This is a genomic window from Sediminimonas sp., assembly GCF_024637375.1.
GTDB lineage: Bacteria > Pseudomonadota > Alphaproteobacteria > Rhodobacterales > Rhodobacteraceae > Sediminimonas.
The window spans coordinates 1-14,624 of the sequence record NZ_JAGXFK010000051.1 but is presented as its reverse complement, the minus strand read 5'-3'; the positions used below and the strand labels follow the sequence as shown (position 1 = coordinate 14,624).

The window sequence follows — 14,624 nt, the reverse complement described above, 5'->3', positions numbered from 1 at the left end:
GGACAACATGCTTGAAATCAAGAACCTGCACGTCAAACTTAAAGACGAGGATACGGTCATCCTGAAAGGGGTGAACCTGACCGTGGAGCCCGGTCGCGTGCATGCGATCATGGGGCCCAACGGGTCGGGGAAATCGACGCTCAGCTACGTGCTCTCGGGGCGCGACGGCTACGAGGTGACCGCGGGCGAGGCGTGGCTGGACGGGGTCAACATCCTTGAACTTGAGCCCGAGGAGCGCGCCGCCGCTGGGTTGTTCCTGGCCTTCCAGTACCCGGTCGAGATCCCCGGCGTGGGCAACATGACCTTCCTGCGCACCGCCGTGAACGCGCAGCGCAAGGCCCGCGGGCAGGAGGAAATCAGTTCGACCGATTTTCTCAAGCTGGTGCGCGAGCGCGCCAAGACGCTGGATATCGACGCCGAGATGCTCAAGCGGCCGGTCAACGTGGGCTTTTCGGGGGGCGAGAAGAAGCGCAACGAGATCCTGCAAATGGCCATGCTGGAGCCGCGCATGTGCATCCTCGACGAGACCGACAGCGGTCTTGACGTGGACGCGATGAAGCTGGTGGCCAAGGGCGTCAACGCCCTGCGCGATGCCGACCGATCTTTCCTGGTCATCACGCATTATCAACGACTTCTGGACCATATCGAACCCGACGTCGTGCATATCATGTCGGCCGGCCGGATCATCCGCAGCGGCGGTCCGGAATTGGCGATCGAAGTCGAGAAGAACGGCTATGCCGACATCAAGGCGGAGGCGGTGTAATGGCGGTGACGCAGGTAAAAGTCGACGCGACCGAGGCGCGCCTCGCGGCCATCCCGGCGCCCGACAAGGGGGCGGCCTGGATCGAGGCGGCGCGCGACGCCGCCCGTGCGCGCCTGCGCGAGATGGGGCTTCCCGGTCGGCGTGACGAGTACTGGAAATTCACCCGGCCCGACAGCCTGACCGCGCCCGAGGCGCCCGCCGCGGCGCTGTTCGAGATGGGCGAGCCGCAGGTCTTCGACGGTTTCGACCGCGTGAAGCTGGTCTTCGTCGATGGCGTGTTCGATGCCGACAGCAGCGACGACCCGGCGCTGGCCGGGGTCGAGATCGAGCGGCTGGCCACCGCCGCGCAGACCGATATCCACTGGGCCCGCGAGACCTATGGCATACTCGAGGCGCGCGGTCAGACGCCGGTGCCACGGCCGCTGGCGGCGCTCAACACCGCCTGTGCCGGCGACGGCGTCCTGATCCGCGCAACGGCGCGCGCAGAAAAACCAATAAGCCTGATTTATCGTCATGAATCAAAGACTTCGGATGCATACTTGCATCATGTTATCCGGGTTGAGAGTGGCGCGGAGCTGACCCTGCTGGAAAACGGACCGGCGGCGGCGCGCTTCAACAAGGTGATGGAGGTGGACATCGCCGATGGCGGGCGTTTCAACCATGTGCGCGCGCAGGGGCGCGACCACGAACGCCGTGCCGCCACGCATATCTTTGCCCGGCTGGGCGCCGAGGCGGTGTTCAAGTCCTTCACCATGACGGTCAACGGCCAGATGACGCGCAACGAATGCGTGGTCGAAATGGCGGGCGACGATGCGGTGGCACATGTCGCGGGCGCCGCGATGGGCGACGGCGATTTCCACGACGACGACACCGTGTTCGTCACCCATGACGCCGAACGCTGCGAAAGCCGCCAGGTGTTCAAGAAGGTGCTGCGGGGCGGCGCCGTGGGCGTGTTCCAGGGCAAGATTCTGGTAAAGGCGGGGGCGCAGAAAACCGACGGCTACCAGATCAGCCAATCGCTGCTGCTGGATGGCGACAGCCAGTTCCTGGCCAAGCCCGAGCTTGAGATATATGCCGACGACGTGGTCTGCTCGCACGGCTCGACCACCGGGGCGATCGACGCTGACACGCTCTATTACCTGCGCTCGCGCGGGCTGCCCAAGGCCGAGGCGACCGATTTGCTGGTGCTGTCCTTCCTCGCCGAGGCGGTCGAGGAGATCGAGGACGATGCGCTGCGCAACGAGGTCACCGCGCGCCTGGGTGCATGGCTGGCGCGGCGGCGTGGCTGATGGCGCTGACTGCCGACATCGCGGCCACCTATCGCGGCCCCGGCCGGGTGGTGGCACGGCTGCTCGGTATGGGCCGGCGCGAGGATCGGGCGCTGCTGGTGCTGCTGCTGGCGGGGGTGTTGATCTTTGTCGCGCAGGCGCCCTACCAGGCGCGGCTGGCGCATCTTGACCCCGAGGTGCCGCTGAGCGCCGCGCTTTACTGGAGCGCGCTCGTCTGGGTGTTCGTGTTTCCGCTGCTGTGCTACGCGCTGGCGGCGCTGGCCTGGGGGGTAAGCCGCCTGGCCCGGCGCCGGATCAGCGGTTTTGCCATCCGGCTGAGCCTGTTCTGGGCGCTTCTGTCGGCGACGCCGGCGGCCCTGCTTGGCGGGTTGGTCGCGGCCTTCATCGGCGCCGGTCCGGCCTTGCAACTGGTGGCACTGCTGTGGTTAGCACTTGTCTTGTGGTTCTGGATCGCGGGGCTGCGTGTGGCAGCGGTGGGAGAGGCCGATGACCAAGAATGACCTGGCCGCGCTCGCCGCGCAGACGCTGCGCAGCCCGGGTGACGCCGCGCGGCGCATCCTGGCGCTTGACCTCGACCGCCCGGTGATGTGGATGGCGCTGGCGCTGACGGTGGTGCTGGGCAGCCTGTTGTTCCAACTCTCGTCGTTGTTGTTCCCGGTGCCGCCGACGGGGTTTCCGATTCCGGCGCTGATCAGCAGCCCCATCTTTTATGCGCTGGCGATGGCCGGCGGCGTGATTCTTACGGCGCTGGTGCTGACATGGGCGGGCCGCGCGCTTGGCGGGCAGGGGCGGTTCGACGACATGCTGGCGCTGCTGGTGTGGTTGCAGGCGCTGCGCCTGGCGGCGCAGGCGATCCTGCTGGTCCTGATGATTCTGGTACCGCCTTTCGCGGCACTGGCGACGCTGGCGGTGGCGCTGCTCAGCCTGTGGATCATGGTGAGCTTCATCGACGCGGCGCACGGGTTCGGTTCGCTGGGACGCGGGGCGATGACCCTGGTGCTGGCGGTGTTGGGGCTCAGCCTGGTGCTTTCGATGCTGCTGGCGATGTTTGGCGGCCTGTCCACGGGGGTGACGTGAATGAGCTACGACGTCGAACGTATCCGCGCCGATTTTCCCATCCTTGCGCGCGAGGTGAACGGCAACCCGCTGGTTTATCTCGACAACGGCGCCTCGGCGCAGAAACCGCAAGCGGTGATCGACGCCGTGACGCGCGCCTATTCGTATGAATATGCAAATGTTCACAGGGGGTTACACTACCTTTCCAATCTTGCCACCGAGAAATACGAGGATGTGCGCCACACCATCGCGCGGTTTCTCGGCGCCGCCGACGCGAACGAGATCGTGATGAATTCCGGCACCACCGAGGGGATCAACATGGTCGCCTATGGCTGGGCCATGCCGCGGCTGGAAGCGGGTGACGAGATCGTGCTGTCGGTGATGGAGCACCACGCCAACATCGTGCCCTGGCATTTCCTGCGCGAACGTCAGGGCGTGGTGCTGAAATGGGTCGACGTGGACGCGACCGGTGCGCTTGACCCGCAAGCGGTGATCGACGCCATGGGACCGCGCACGAAACTGGTGGCAATTACCCATCTTTCCAATGTGTTGGGGACCGTTGTAGATGTGAAGACCATTGCCCGCGCGGCGCGCGAGCGCGACGTGGCGGTGCTGGTCGACGGCAGCCAGGCGGCGGTGCACATGCCGGTCGATGTCGATGACATCGGCGCCGATTTCTACGCCGTCACCGGGCACAAGCTGTATGGGCCGTCCGGGTCGGGGGCGATCCATGTGCGCAAGGAGCGTCTGGCCGAGATGCGCCCCTTCATGGGCGGCGGCGACATGATCCGCGAGGTCAGCAAGACCGAGGTCACCTACAACGACCCGCCGATGAAATTCGAGGCCGGCACCCCCGGCATCGTGCAGCAGATCGGCCTTGGCGTGGCGCTGGAGTACATGATGGATCTGGGCATGGACAACATCGCCCGCCACGAGGCCCGGGTCGCCGCCTATGCCAACCAGCGCCTGGGCGGTCTGAACTGGTTGAATATCCAGGGGCAAGCCCCGGGAAAAGCGGCGATTTTTTCATTTACCATCAACGGTGCGGCGCATGCGCACGACCTTTCGACCATCCTGGACAAGAAGGGCGTCGCGGTGCGTGCCGGCCATCATTGCGCCGGGCCTTTGATGGATCACCTCGGCGTGCCGGCGACCTGCCGGGCGTCGTTCGGGCTCTACAACACCGAGGCAGAGGTCGATGCGCTGGTTGGCGCGCTTGAACTGGCGCACGAGCTTTTCGCCTGACGCGCCAGCGCCGACGCCACCGCAAGGTTTTCGCCCCGCCGCTTTTCCGAGCGTGCGGGGCTTTTTCAGGCGCTGCAGCGGCCGTGTCGAAAACCGTCGCCCGAATGTCGCTTTTATTCCTTTCGCCCCCGGGATAGGTTGGCTGCGCATCAACAATATCAGGAGAACCCGATGACACTTGCCACCAAGGCAGATGAGATTTCCGATATCGCGTTTGGCTTCATGGGCTCCAAGGCCCTGTTCGCGGCGCTCCAGCTCAAGGTCTTCACCTATCTCGCCGATGGCCCGCTCAGCGCCGAAGAACTGGCGCGCAAGGCCGGGGTGCATCACGACCGGGCGCAGACGCTGCTGACCGCGCTGGCGTCACTGGGGCTGGTCGAATCGCAGGGGGATGACCGCTATGCCAACGCGCCCGCCTCGCAGGCGTTCCTGGTCAACGGCGCCAAGTACGATTTCGGGGATTATCTGCGGCTGCAGGTGGGCCAGCAGATGTACGGGCTTCTCGACCAGATCGAGAATGCCCTCCAGGGCCGCATGGACGAAGGCGACACCGCCAGCTATGCCGAGTGGTTTTCCGACCCCGAGGAAGCGCGGCTCTATTCCGAAAGCCAGCATTCCGGCTCGCTTGGGCCGGCGCGGCAGCTTTCGGCCGCGCTCGACCTGTCGGGCGCGCGGCGCATGCTGGACGTCGGCGGCGGCACCGGGGCTTTCGCCATCACGCTGTGCAAGGACAACCCCGAGCTGAACGCGACCATCGTCGAGTTTCCCAACGTCGCCGATCTGGGCCGCGAATACATCGAAGAGGCGGGGCTGTCCGACCGCATCTCTTACGTCCGGGGCAACGCGCTGGAAACCGACTGGCCCGGTGAACAGGACGTGATCCTGATGTCGTACCTGCTGTCCGGCGTGCCGGGCGATGCGCATGTCGACCTGATCCAGCGTGCCTATGACCGGCTGGCCCCGGGCGGGCGGCTGCTGGTTCACGATTTCGTCGTCGAGAAAGACCGAACCGGCCCGAAACTGGCGGCGCTGTGGCAGTTGCAGCACACGGCGTTCACCCCCGAGGCGCGCTCGCTCGATGCCGGCTGGCTGGCGGTGGCGCTCGACGAGATCGGGTTCGAGCAGGTAAACGTCGCGCCGCTGATCCCGAAGATGACGATGCTGGCGCAGGGCGTCAAACCCGGCGCATGAATCTGCCGCGGGCGGGCGCGATAGCGATTGCGCCCGCACCGCCCATTGGTTAAAGACGCACGCGCAGGTCCCATAGCTCAGCTGGATAGAGCGCACGCCTCCGAAGCGTGAGGTCACAGGTTCGAATCCTGTTGGGACCGCCACTTCAGGCCATGATCTTCACACCTCGTTGCGGCGCGTGCGGCGGCTTGGGTTTTCGGCCTGGCAGACCCCCTTTACCCCCTTCGCGCGTCCCTTGCAGGCCCTTCTGAGGCGTGGATGTACCTCCCATCTGGACTTTCCGGCGCAGCACATGGAAGCGAAACCGGAACACCGCGTGCCCTGGCCGACGCGCTGGCCAGACGTCTCGCGCGATGGACTTTCGATCGTTTGCCGGCGTCGTCTTGCCGAGACCGTCGGACTCCCACTATCCTCGGGCCGCGGCCAAGCCTGAAGATGACGAGCGGTCAATCCATAGAGAGGACGACACACCAATGCGCGGATTCACCTTGTGGCTGATCGTGATCGGTCTCGTCATCGCTGCCGGCGTCGCGGTGCCTTACGGCCTTCTGGGGGGCGGGGCGCCGTCGCTCGATATCCTGGTTTTCTGGTGTGTTTTTGCCGTGGCCGTGGTCGGCCTTGTCGTGGTCGGCGTTGCCCGCTGGAGGCTTTGAGCGATGATATCCTCCACCCTCATCTGGATCACCCTGGCGGTTTTCGCCGTGGTTGGGGGCGTGATCGCCTTCGCCGCGGCGCGCAGCAACAAGGGCACGGCGGCGGATTACTACCTTGGGGGGCGGCATCTCGGCGGTATGGTGTCGGGGCTGTCCTATGCGGCGACGACCTATTCGGCGTTCATGCTGATAGTGCTGACCGGGCTGACCTACCGGGGGGGAATCGGGGCGCTCGGCTTTGAGCTGATCTATTTTTCCGGTCTGACCCTGCTGGTGGTCTTTGGCCCGCGGTTCTGGCTGGCGGCAAGAAAGTGGGGGTTCATCACGCCAGCGGAAATGCTGGGCGCGCGCTACGGCAGCCGCAACATCGCGCGGCTCACGGCGGTGCTGAGCCTCGTGTTCCTGATGCCTTACTGCACCACGCAGATGGCCGGGATCGGGCTGCTTCTGTCGGGCGTCACGGGCGGCGGGATCAGCCTTGGCATGGCCATCGCCATCGGGGCGGCGCTGGCGATCTTCTGGACCCTGGTCGCGGGGCTGCGATCTGTGGCGTGGACGGATGCCGTGCAGGCCGCCGTGATGCTGGTCTCGGCGCTGCTGGCAGTGGGGTTCGTCGTGGCAGCCATTGGCGGCGTTGGCGCCTTCGCGGCCGAGGTGAAGCAAACGCATGGCGAATGGCTGGATGTACCGGGGCCGGGGTTGTGGAGCCTTCCGACCTTCCTGGCGCTGGCGATACCGTGGTTCTTTTTCCCGCTCAGCAACCCGCAGGTCAGCCAGCGCCTGTTCGTGACCACCGACCTGGCGGCGATGCGGCGGATGGTATTCTGGGTGTTGGGTTTCGGCCTGATCTTCACGCTGATCGCGGTGATCTGGGGCTATGCCGCGCTGGTGCTGATGCCCGATTTGGACAATCCTGCCGGCGCGACGCCGGCGCTACTGGGCGCGGGCGTGGTGCCGGTGGGGGTCAGCCTGCTGCTGATCGTCGGTATCCTGTCGGCGGCGGTTTCGACACTCGACTCCATCGCGCTGACGCTTGGCTCCATGGTCGCGCGCGACCTGATGCGCCAGGGTGAAGGGCGCGATGCGCGGCAGATATTCATCGGGCGGGTCGTGGTGGTGGCGGTCGTTCTGTTCGCGGCATGGTTCGCGGTGCAGAGCGCGCCGGTTGTCGATCAGCTGGCGGCGCTTTCGGCCGCCGGACTGATCGTGACCGTTCCGGCCACCATCGGTGCCTTCTTCTGGCGCGGCGGCACGGCGTGGGGCGTTCTGGCTTCGCTCGTGGGCGGTGCGGGCACGGCCATCACCATGGCGATGATCATGGGCGTCAGTGTATTCGATCCGAAACTGGCGGCCACGGTGATCGTGGTCACGGTGGCGCTGTTCGTCGGTATCAGCCTTCTGACGCGTCCCTCGGCCTCGGCGCTGGATTTCAAGGGCGAGCTGCGCAAGGAACTGGATGAATACGGCGTCTGGTGAGCGCGCGGCTTTTTGTGCGGAGGGAACGCGCCGAGGTGTTCGGTCATGGCCGCACGCGCAGGAAAGATCGCCGCCTGGAACAGAGGTGGCACACCGCTTGCAAGACCTGCGCGGCGGCCTTCGACGGGCTGTTGAAGCCGCCAGGTGACGGGCACCAGCAATCGCCGCGCCTGCATTCGATTTGCGCCATGCTGCGGGGCAATTTTCCGGGACAAGGCGCCAACGGGCATTCAAGGCAAAGGGACAGCCCTTTTGATCAGCCGAAATGCCGCGGGAAGACGAGGGCCAGATAGGACAGCACCTGCCGGTGGGCCTCTTCGCGCGTGAAGCGGTTGGGATACATCAGGAAATTCAACCACAGCCCGTCGAACAGCCCTTCGAGGGTGGCGGCGATACCCTCGGGCGCAACGCCCGTATAGGCGCCGTCGCGTATGATGTCGCGGCAAAGCTCGGTACAGACCGTCTGGCGCTCCATGTCGATCTCGGATGACGTCGAACGATAGGCCTTGCGGTGCGTGGCCTCTCCGAAGAAGGCAAACCAGACCGATAGTTTCTTGCGATTACAGATGCGAGGGTGAAACTGGGCATCGACGATGGCGCCCAGCTTGCCGGCCGGCGCAAGATCGCTCCGCGTGAGCTCTCGCACCCAGAGCTCGCGATGCTCCTGCGCCAGGAATTTCAGCGTTTCGGCGAACAACGTCTCCTTGTTCTTGAAGTGGAAACTGACCAGCCCCAGCGACAGGCCCGCCTCCCTGGTGACCGCGGTCAGGGTCGTGCCGGAAATCCCGTGTTTGCTGATCGCGGTGATGGTTGCGTCGATCAGTTGTCGGCGGCGGGTTTCCGGCGGCGCGGTGCGGGGTTTCTGGGTAGGTGCGGCTTCGGACATGCTGATTTCCATTGAATGGTCTTTCAATCATTTTCTTGATTTCCCGATCGCGTCAAGTCAAGAATTTGATCAAAACTCGAATCGACCACGGAGAACCGTTCCATGAGCAATTCCTTTCCCAGCCAGGCACAGGCCGTCATCATCGGGGGCGGCTCCATCGGCTGCAACCTGGCCTATCACCTGACCAAGCTGGGCATGACCGACGTGGTCGTGCTGGAGCGCGACAAGCTGACATCCGGCACCACTTGGCACGCGGCGGGCGAGATCGTGCCCGCCATTCTGGGAAGCGAATGGGAGTGCGAGCTTTATACCTATGGCCGCAACCTGATCGCGGGACTGGAGGCCGAAACCGGCCAGGCAACCGGCTTTCGCCAGCCGGGGTATATCCAGCCGGCGGACACGCCCGAGCGACTGGAAGAGATGCGCCGCGGCGCCGCCTTCATGGACAGGTTCGGCATCGAGGTGCACGAGATTTCCGCCGCCGAGGCCGCTGAACGCTTTCCCATCGGCGATTTCTCGAACACGCTTGCGGCGTTCTGGTACCCGCAGGAGGGGCGCACCAACCCGGTGGACACGACAATGGCGCTGGCCCGGGGCGCGCGCAGCCGCGGCGCACGCATCATCGAGGATACCCGCGTCGAGGACATCGTGACCCGTGACGGCCGCGCGGTTGGTGTGCGCACCGACAAGGGCGACATCGCGGCCGAACATGTGGTCATCGCGGCGGGCATGTGGTCGCGCCAGATCGGCAGCCGCGCGGGCGTCAACCTGCCGCTCCAGGCGGCCGAGCATTACTACCTCATCACCGAGCCGATGGAGGGCTGCACGCGCGATCTGCCCTTGTTGGAAGACCCCCACAGTTGGGCCTACTTCCGCGAAGAGGTCGGCGGGCTGCTGATCGGGTTGTTCGAACACGACGCCGTGCCCTGGCATATCGACGGCATCCCCGAGCATTTCTCCTTCGGCGAGATAGACCCGGACTGGGACCGGTTGGCGCCCCACCTTGAAACCGCGTTCAAGCGGGTGCCCGCGGCCGCCAACGCGGGCCTGCGCAAACTGTTCTGCGGGCCCGAAAGCTTTACCCCCGACCTTGCGCCGCTGGTGGGCGAGGCGCCGGGCCTGCGCAACTGCTGGGTGGCTGCGGGGCTCAATTCGCTGGGTATTCTCAACGGTCCGGGCATCGGCATGGCGCTGGCACACTGGATCGTGGACGGGCATTGCCCCGTGGATCACACCAGCTTCAACGCTGATCGCTTCGCCGACGGCAGCCACAACACCCCCGCCTTTCGCCGCGCCAGGACGCCCGAATTGCTGGCCAAGAGCTTTGGCGCGCATTTTCCGAACGAAAGCTTCAAGACCGCGCGTGGCCTCAAGCAATCAGCCCTGCATGAGCGCCTGAAGGCGGCTGGCGCTTGTTTCAGCGAAAGCCACGGCTGGGAACTGCCCGACTGGTTCGCGCCGACGCCCGAGCAGGCCGAGGTGGAGCACTATAGCTGGGGCCGCCAGAACTGGTTCGACTGGCATGCCGAGGAACACCGGGCGGCGCGCGAGGACGTGGTCGTGATGGACATGTCCTCGATGGCCAAGTTCCTCGTTCAGGGGCGCGATGCCTGCGCGCTCCTGAGTCGTCTTGGCTGCAATGATGTGGACGTGGCGCCAGGCCGCGTCGTCTATACCGCGTGGACCAACGCGCGCGGGGGCTTCGAGGCCGACCTGACGGTGACCCGGCTGGCGGAAGACAGATATGTCGTGGTGGTGGGCGAGAACAGCGCCGGCCACACCGAGACATGGATGCGCCGCCATGTCGGGGCGGACGAGTTCGTGACCCTCACCGACATCACCCCCGGCATCACCCAGATCAACGTGCACGGCCCCAAGGCACGGACACTGATGCACAAGGTGAGCGAGGCGGATCTGTCCAATGACGGCTTCCCCTTCATGTCGGCCCGGTATATCGACGTGGGTTTTTTCGAGGTTCTGGCGCTGCGCGTGACCTATATCGGCGAGTTGGGGTGGGAGCTGCATGTGCCAACGCTGCACGCCGTGCAGGTCTATGACCTGCTGATCGAGGCCGGTCGCGACCTGGGGGTGCGCAACGCGGGGATGCAGACGCTGTCGTCGCTCAGGTTGGAAAAAGCCTATCGCGACTTCGGCGTGGATGTGGACAATACCGACAACCCCATCGAGGCGGGGTTGGGCTTTGCCGTGAAACTGGACAAGCCGGGCGGTTTCATCGGCCGCGACGCATTGGCCGGGATCAAGGCGGCGGGCGTGCCGAAACGACGGATGCTGCAATTCCTGCTTCAGAACCCCGAGCCGTTGCTGCATGGCAATGAGCCGATCTACCTGAACGGCGAGCAGGTGGGCTATGTTCAGGTGGGCGCCTACGGCCACAGCCTGGGCGGCGCCGTGGGCATCGGGTTTGCCGAAACCGATGCGCCGCTGACGGCCGAGGCCGTGAACACCGGCGATTGGGAGATCGAGGTCGCCGCGCAAAGGGTCAAGGCGACCGGCTCGCTCAAGCCGCTGCTGGACCCAAAGATGGACCGCGTGAAATGCTGAGCGCGCCATCGCTTTCGCATGCTCAAGACGGCTGGAAATCGGTCGGTGTGCCGTGTAAGTCGAAGATCGCAGGCAGGAGTTGACAGCCCCATCAGCGCCTGCCCGGGGCGATCTGGCGATCGCACATGAAAGGGCCTTGCCATGACCAACATCGTTGCACTCACCTACTGTTCCCGGCCGGTGGGGTTTTCATTCGAGCAGACGGGGGAAATCCTTGCGGTCTCGCGGCGCAACAATGCCAGGGACGGGCTGTCAGGCGCGCTGATCTACGACAACACCACGTTCCTGCAATGGCTCGAGGGCGAGGTCGCCGACATCCGCGCGGTGTTCGATCGCATCACGGCCGATCCGCGGCACACCGACATCAAGCTTCTGCTGGTGCGCAAGCTGGACGACCGCTGGTTTCCCGATTGGTCGATGACCGCCGCCGTGACGCAGGACCAGACATTGCGCAGCCTCAAGCTGGTGCCGCATCTGTCGCTGAACCAGTTTGACCCCTTTACGTGGTCCGAGGGCGATGCGGTTTGTTTCATGGATGCGCTCAGCGACTACCTGAACCGGCGGCCGACTCCGAAATCCCAAGCCGCCGAGGACCCCGTGACGCCGCGCAGCATTGACAGCAACCCGGCGGCACGCCTCGATCGGCAGTTGAACAAGCTGCTCTGAATGGGCCATGCGGGGCGGTGAGGGCCTGCCGTCGCCCCCGCGCAAAGCGTTATGGACGTGCTGAGCGGTACGGGCGAGGCGACCTGGACCTTGACCTTGACCTTGCCGCCGTGGCCGCCTTGGCGGTGCCCATGTGGGCATTGCCCGTCGCCGACCGCCCGAACCTTCGGCGTCGTCGTAGCTTGCTTATGAAGATGGATCAGCATGGTCGCGCTCCGTCCCGAAATTCCCTCAGAGCCGATCTGCCATGATCAGGGCCGACCGCCGATGCGCCCATGCTGCCCGAGCGGCTCGACCAGGTCGCCCCCCAGCAGGAGACCGGCACCGTCACCGCCGATGGAGCCTACGACACCCGAAAGTGCCATGATGCCATCGCAGATCGAGGCGCCAACGCTGACATACCGCCGCGCAACAACGCCAAATCGTGGAAGCCAACCACGGCAGGCGCCATCGCGTGCAACGAGGCCTTGCGGGCATCGAAATACCTCGGCCGCGCGATCTGGCGACGGTGGAGCGGATACCACCTCCGGAGCCGCGTCGAGACCAAGATGCATTGCGTGAAATCGTTGGGGCAGAGCCTCATGGCGCGGGACTTCGACCGCCAGGTCGCCGAGATCCATGTCCGCATCGCCGTCCTCAACCGCTACACCGCGCTCGGCATACCACCACTGAGACCGTAGGATAACTCCCTCCGGGGAAAGGGGAGTCCTGTCAGCAAGGGATTTGTGCAACAATGCCCCGTCTGTCGTGAACCGACCCTCATCGGCGTTAACTTCACAGATGGTGGAAAGTGTGCATTCGCTGCGTCGGGCACGAACGGCTGCAATGCGCAGAATGCCGATTTGCGCGCTCCAGATTGATGGACGCAGATGATGAATGTGGCCGCTTCAAAGAGGCCAAGAAATTGTTGGCCGATGCTGGATTGCATCTACGTTGGAGCGGTTGGTTGCCAGGCTGATCACCAAAGTACCAAATCCAGAATCGGACTGGTCGCATGTCAGGCTTCCATTGTTACTCCGGTGTTGACTCGGTGAGCACGGGTCGCCCGTCTTCACGCCACTCAGGGAGACCGCCGTCAAGTCGCTTTGCGTTCAGCCCGTGCTTCCGCAGGGCCGCGACCGCCTGATAGGCATAGATGCAATAAGGGCCACGGCAATAGGCGACGATTTCGGTGACGGGGTCGAGCGTGGGCAGGACACGCTCCAGATCAGCCAGCGTGATGTTGCGCGCGCCGGGAATATGCGCGCTGGCGTATTCATCCGCGGGGCGCACATCCAGAACGGTCACGGAACCCTCGGCCAGTCGGGCGGCAAGGTCTTCGCGGCTGACCGGCTCGGGCGCGTCTTGCCCGTCCGAGAGGCCGCGCAGGATGCGGTCGACCTGTGCCAGGTTCCGCTCGGCCACGATGCGCAGCAGGTCCATCAGCGCCAGCGTCTGCGTGTCGGTCAACCGGTAGATCACCGCCTTGCCCTCGCGCCGACCGGTGACAAGGCCCGCGCGGCGTAGTTGTTGCAGATGCTGCGAGCAATTGGCGACGGTCAGGCCGGTCTTGTCCGCCAGGGCCTCCACCCCGCGTTCCCCTTGCGCCAGTTGCTCCAACAGCGAAAGCCGTGCCGGGGCCGACAGCGCGCGGGCGACAAGCGCATATTCTTCGAGCAGGGCAGTTTTCGGGCTGATTGACACGGGGAACTCCAAGGGCTAGACATTCAAGTAGTGAATTGAATGATAGCAATTCCGGTGCTTTCTGCAACCCCAAGGGTCAAACCCATGTCCGAAACCATCCTTTCCGCCGAACCCGCGATCCGCCTCAGCATCTTTCTTGGCGTGCTGGCGGCGATGGCGCTTTGGGAGGTCGCGGCACCCCGGCGTCGGCGCGACATCCCGCGCGTGATCCGCTGGACGAACAACCTTGCGCTCGTCGTGGTCGACACGGCCATCCTGCGGCTTTCGTTTCCCATCGTCGCGGTCGGCCTTGCGGTCATGGGCGAGGATCGTGGATGGGGCCTGTTCAACAACATCGACGTGCCGTTCTGGCTGGCCATCGTGGTCTCGATGCTGCTGCTCGATCTGGCGATCTATCTCCAGCACGTGATGTTCCATGCGGTGCCGGGGCTCTGGCGGCTGCACCGGATGCACCACGCCGATCTCGACTTCGACGCAACCACCGGCTTGCGCTTTCACCCGGTGGAAATCCTGATCTCTATGGGGGTCAAGCTGGCGGTTGTCGCGGCGCTCGGCCCCCCGGCCATCGCAGTTCTGCTGTTCGAAGTGCTGCTGAACGCGACCGCGCTCTTCAACCACGCGAACATCGACCTGCCGCGCCCCGTCGATCGCATACTGCGCCTGTTCGTGGTCACACCCGACATGCACCGCGTTCACCATTCCGTCGATCCGCGCGAGACGAACTCGAATTATGGCTTCAACCTGCCGTGGTGGGATCGGCTGCTGGGCACCTATATCGCCCAGCCCGCCAAGGGGCATAAGGGGATGACGATCGGCCTGGAGCAGTTCCGCACGCGCCGCGATCTGTGGCTCGACCGGATGTTGATCCAGCCCGTCCGCGGCCCGGCATCGGGCCATGCGCTCGACCCCCGGAACACGAAAAAGGAGCCCGCCGAATGACCGCAAGCGACTTCACGCGCGGCATCCGCGAGAACCGGGTCCAGGTCGCCCATCAACTCATCCAAGTGATGCTGGTGTGTCCGTCGTCAGATAATTTGGGACGCGTGAGCGATTTTCGGATTGGAGGCTCTGGCCCATCCTCGATTAAGTTTATGCGGTTTCAGTTTCGTGGCGCAAGCGCCGCGTGAGCATGGTTTTTCGTTTGATCTCCTCTC

Annotated in this window: 14 protein-coding genes, 1 tRNA gene and 1 pseudogene; 14 read left to right on the top strand and 2 right to left on the bottom strand. The window is 64.8% G+C overall.

Annotated elements, in window-relative coordinates:
- Nucleotides 1–7: 7 nt before the first annotated feature.
- The 9 genes from sufC (at nt 8) to Q0L89_RS07925 (ending at nt 7,673) form a co-directional block, all read left to right on the top strand.
- The gene (gene sufC, locus Q0L89_RS07965) at nt 8–763 is read left to right on the top strand and encodes a Fe-S cluster assembly ATPase SufC (RefSeq protein ID WP_296763657.1); all 756 of its coding nucleotides are present in this window, start codon (nt 8–10) and stop codon (nt 761–763) included.
- Nucleotides 763–2,052 carry a Fe-S cluster assembly protein SufD gene (sufD, locus tag Q0L89_RS07960; RefSeq protein ID WP_296763655.1) on the top strand — a complete coding sequence of 430 codons (1,290 nt, stop codon included), beginning with the start codon at nt 763–765 and terminating at the stop codon, nt 2,050–2,052. Before sufC ends, sufD begins: the two co-directional genes overlap by 1 nt.
- Entirely contained in the window at nt 2,052–2,552 is a 501-nt protein-coding gene (locus tag Q0L89_RS07955) for a YIP1 family protein (RefSeq protein ID WP_296763654.1), read from the top strand. Before sufD ends, Q0L89_RS07955 begins: the two co-directional genes overlap by 1 nt.
- On the top strand, nt 2,539–3,129 hold the full coding sequence (locus Q0L89_RS07950) for a Yip1 family protein (protein WP_296763652.1): 591 nt from the start codon (nt 2,539–2,541) through the stop codon (nt 3,127–3,129). Before Q0L89_RS07955 ends, Q0L89_RS07950 begins: the two co-directional genes overlap by 14 nt.
- On the top strand, nt 3,130–4,353 hold the full coding sequence (locus Q0L89_RS07945) for a cysteine desulfurase (protein ID WP_296763651.1): 1,224 nt from the start codon (nt 3,130–3,132) through the stop codon (nt 4,351–4,353).
- 171 nt (nt 4,354–4,524) lie between these two features.
- On the top strand, nt 4,525–5,544 hold the full coding sequence (locus Q0L89_RS07940; protein WP_296763650.1) for a methyltransferase: 1,020 nt from the start codon (nt 4,525–4,527) through the stop codon (nt 5,542–5,544).
- A gap of 66 nt (nt 5,545–5,610) precedes the next feature.
- A tRNA-Arg gene (locus Q0L89_RS07935) sits at nt 5,611–5,687 on the top strand.
- 330 nt (nt 5,688–6,017) lie between these two features.
- Complete coding sequence (locus Q0L89_RS07930; RefSeq protein WP_296763648.1) at nt 6,018–6,197, top strand: hypothetical protein; 180 nt, start codon at nt 6,018–6,020, stop codon at nt 6,195–6,197.
- 3 nt (nt 6,198–6,200) lie between these two features.
- Nucleotides 6,201–7,673, top strand: a complete 1,473-nt coding sequence (locus Q0L89_RS07925) for a sodium:solute symporter (RefSeq protein ID WP_296763647.1) — start codon at nt 6,201–6,203, stop codon at nt 7,671–7,673.
- Between the two features lie 256 nt (nt 7,674–7,929).
- Here the strand turns inward: Q0L89_RS07925 and Q0L89_RS07920 are convergent, their stop codons facing one another.
- Nucleotides 7,930–8,586: a TetR family transcriptional regulator C-terminal domain-containing protein gene (locus Q0L89_RS07920; RefSeq protein WP_296763645.1), complete on the bottom strand. Its 657-nt coding sequence runs from the start codon at nt 8,584–8,586 to the stop codon at nt 7,930–7,932.
- Nucleotides 8,587–8,661: 75 nt separating this feature from the next.
- Between Q0L89_RS07920 and Q0L89_RS07915 the strand changes: the two genes are divergently transcribed.
- From Q0L89_RS07915 to Q0L89_RS07905, 3 genes and pseudogenes are all read left to right on the top strand, one after another.
- Nucleotides 8,662–11,121 carry an FAD-dependent oxidoreductase gene (locus Q0L89_RS07915; RefSeq protein ID WP_296763643.1) on the top strand — a complete coding sequence of 820 codons (2,460 nt, stop codon included), beginning with the start codon at nt 8,662–8,664 and terminating at the stop codon, nt 11,119–11,121.
- 141 nt (nt 11,122–11,262) lie between these two features.
- Nucleotides 11,263–11,787: a BLUF domain-containing protein gene (locus Q0L89_RS07910; RefSeq protein ID WP_296763641.1), complete on the top strand. Its 525-nt coding sequence runs from the start codon at nt 11,263–11,265 to the stop codon at nt 11,785–11,787.
- Between the two features lie 266 nt (nt 11,788–12,053).
- Nucleotides 12,054–12,472, top strand: a pseudogene (locus Q0L89_RS07905) (transposase); the annotation flags it as partial.
- Between the two features lie 326 nt (nt 12,473–12,798).
- Here Q0L89_RS07905 and Q0L89_RS07900 read toward each other — a convergent pair.
- A complete protein-coding gene (locus Q0L89_RS07900) occupies nt 12,799–13,470 on the bottom strand; it encodes a metalloregulator ArsR/SmtB family transcription factor (RefSeq protein ID WP_296763639.1) in 672 nt (223 codons plus the stop codon).
- A gap of 84 nt (nt 13,471–13,554) precedes the next feature.
- Between Q0L89_RS07900 and Q0L89_RS07895 the strand changes: the two genes are divergently transcribed.
- Together Q0L89_RS07895 and Q0L89_RS07890 are read left to right on the top strand one after the other, a co-directional pair.
- Nucleotides 13,555–14,409 (top strand): sterol desaturase family protein, encoded by an 855-nt coding sequence (locus Q0L89_RS07895; protein ID WP_296763637.1) that lies wholly within the window; start codon nt 13,555–13,557, stop codon nt 14,407–14,409.
- The gene (locus Q0L89_RS07890; RefSeq protein ID WP_296763635.1) at nt 14,406–14,597 is read left to right on the top strand and encodes a hypothetical protein; all 192 of its coding nucleotides are present in this window, start codon (nt 14,406–14,408) and stop codon (nt 14,595–14,597) included. The genes Q0L89_RS07895 and Q0L89_RS07890 overlap by 4 nt, the downstream gene beginning before the upstream one ends.
- Nucleotides 14,598–14,624: the final 27 nt, after the last annotated feature.

Bases quoted from the DNA above. Each gene is read 5' to 3' on its own strand.
- Q0L89_RS07895 (WP_296763637.1), top strand. From the start codon at position 13,555: ATGTCCGAAACCATCCTTTCCGCCGAACCCGCGATCCGCCTCAGCATC.
- Q0L89_RS07955 (WP_296763654.1), top strand. From the start codon at position 2,052: ATGGCGCTGACTGCCGACATCGCGGCCACCTATCGCGGCCCCGGCCGG.
- sufD (WP_296763655.1), top strand. From the start codon at position 763: ATGGCGGTGACGCAGGTAAAAGTCGACGCGACCGAGGCGCGCCTCGCG.
- sufC (WP_296763657.1), top strand. From the start codon at position 8: ATGCTTGAAATCAAGAACCTGCACGTCAAACTTAAAGACGAGGATACG.
- Q0L89_RS07945 (WP_296763651.1), top strand. From the start codon at position 3,130: ATGAGCTACGACGTCGAACGTATCCGCGCCGATTTTCCCATCCTTGCG.
- Q0L89_RS07915 (WP_296763643.1), top strand. From the start codon at position 8,662: ATGAGCAATTCCTTTCCCAGCCAGGCACAGGCCGTCATCATCGGGGGC.
- Q0L89_RS07930 (WP_296763648.1), top strand. From the start codon at position 6,018: ATGCGCGGATTCACCTTGTGGCTGATCGTGATCGGTCTCGTCATCGCT.
- Q0L89_RS07950 (WP_296763652.1), top strand. From the start codon at position 2,539: ATGACCAAGAATGACCTGGCCGCGCTCGCCGCGCAGACGCTGCGCAGC.
- Q0L89_RS07925 (WP_296763647.1), top strand. From the start codon at position 6,201: ATGATATCCTCCACCCTCATCTGGATCACCCTGGCGGTTTTCGCCGTG.
- Q0L89_RS07940 (WP_296763650.1), top strand. From the start codon at position 4,525: ATGACACTTGCCACCAAGGCAGATGAGATTTCCGATATCGCGTTTGGC.
- Q0L89_RS07890 (WP_296763635.1), top strand. From the start codon at position 14,406: ATGACCGCAAGCGACTTCACGCGCGGCATCCGCGAGAACCGGGTCCAG.
- Q0L89_RS07910 (WP_296763641.1), top strand. From the start codon at position 11,263: ATGACCAACATCGTTGCACTCACCTACTGTTCCCGGCCGGTGGGGTTT.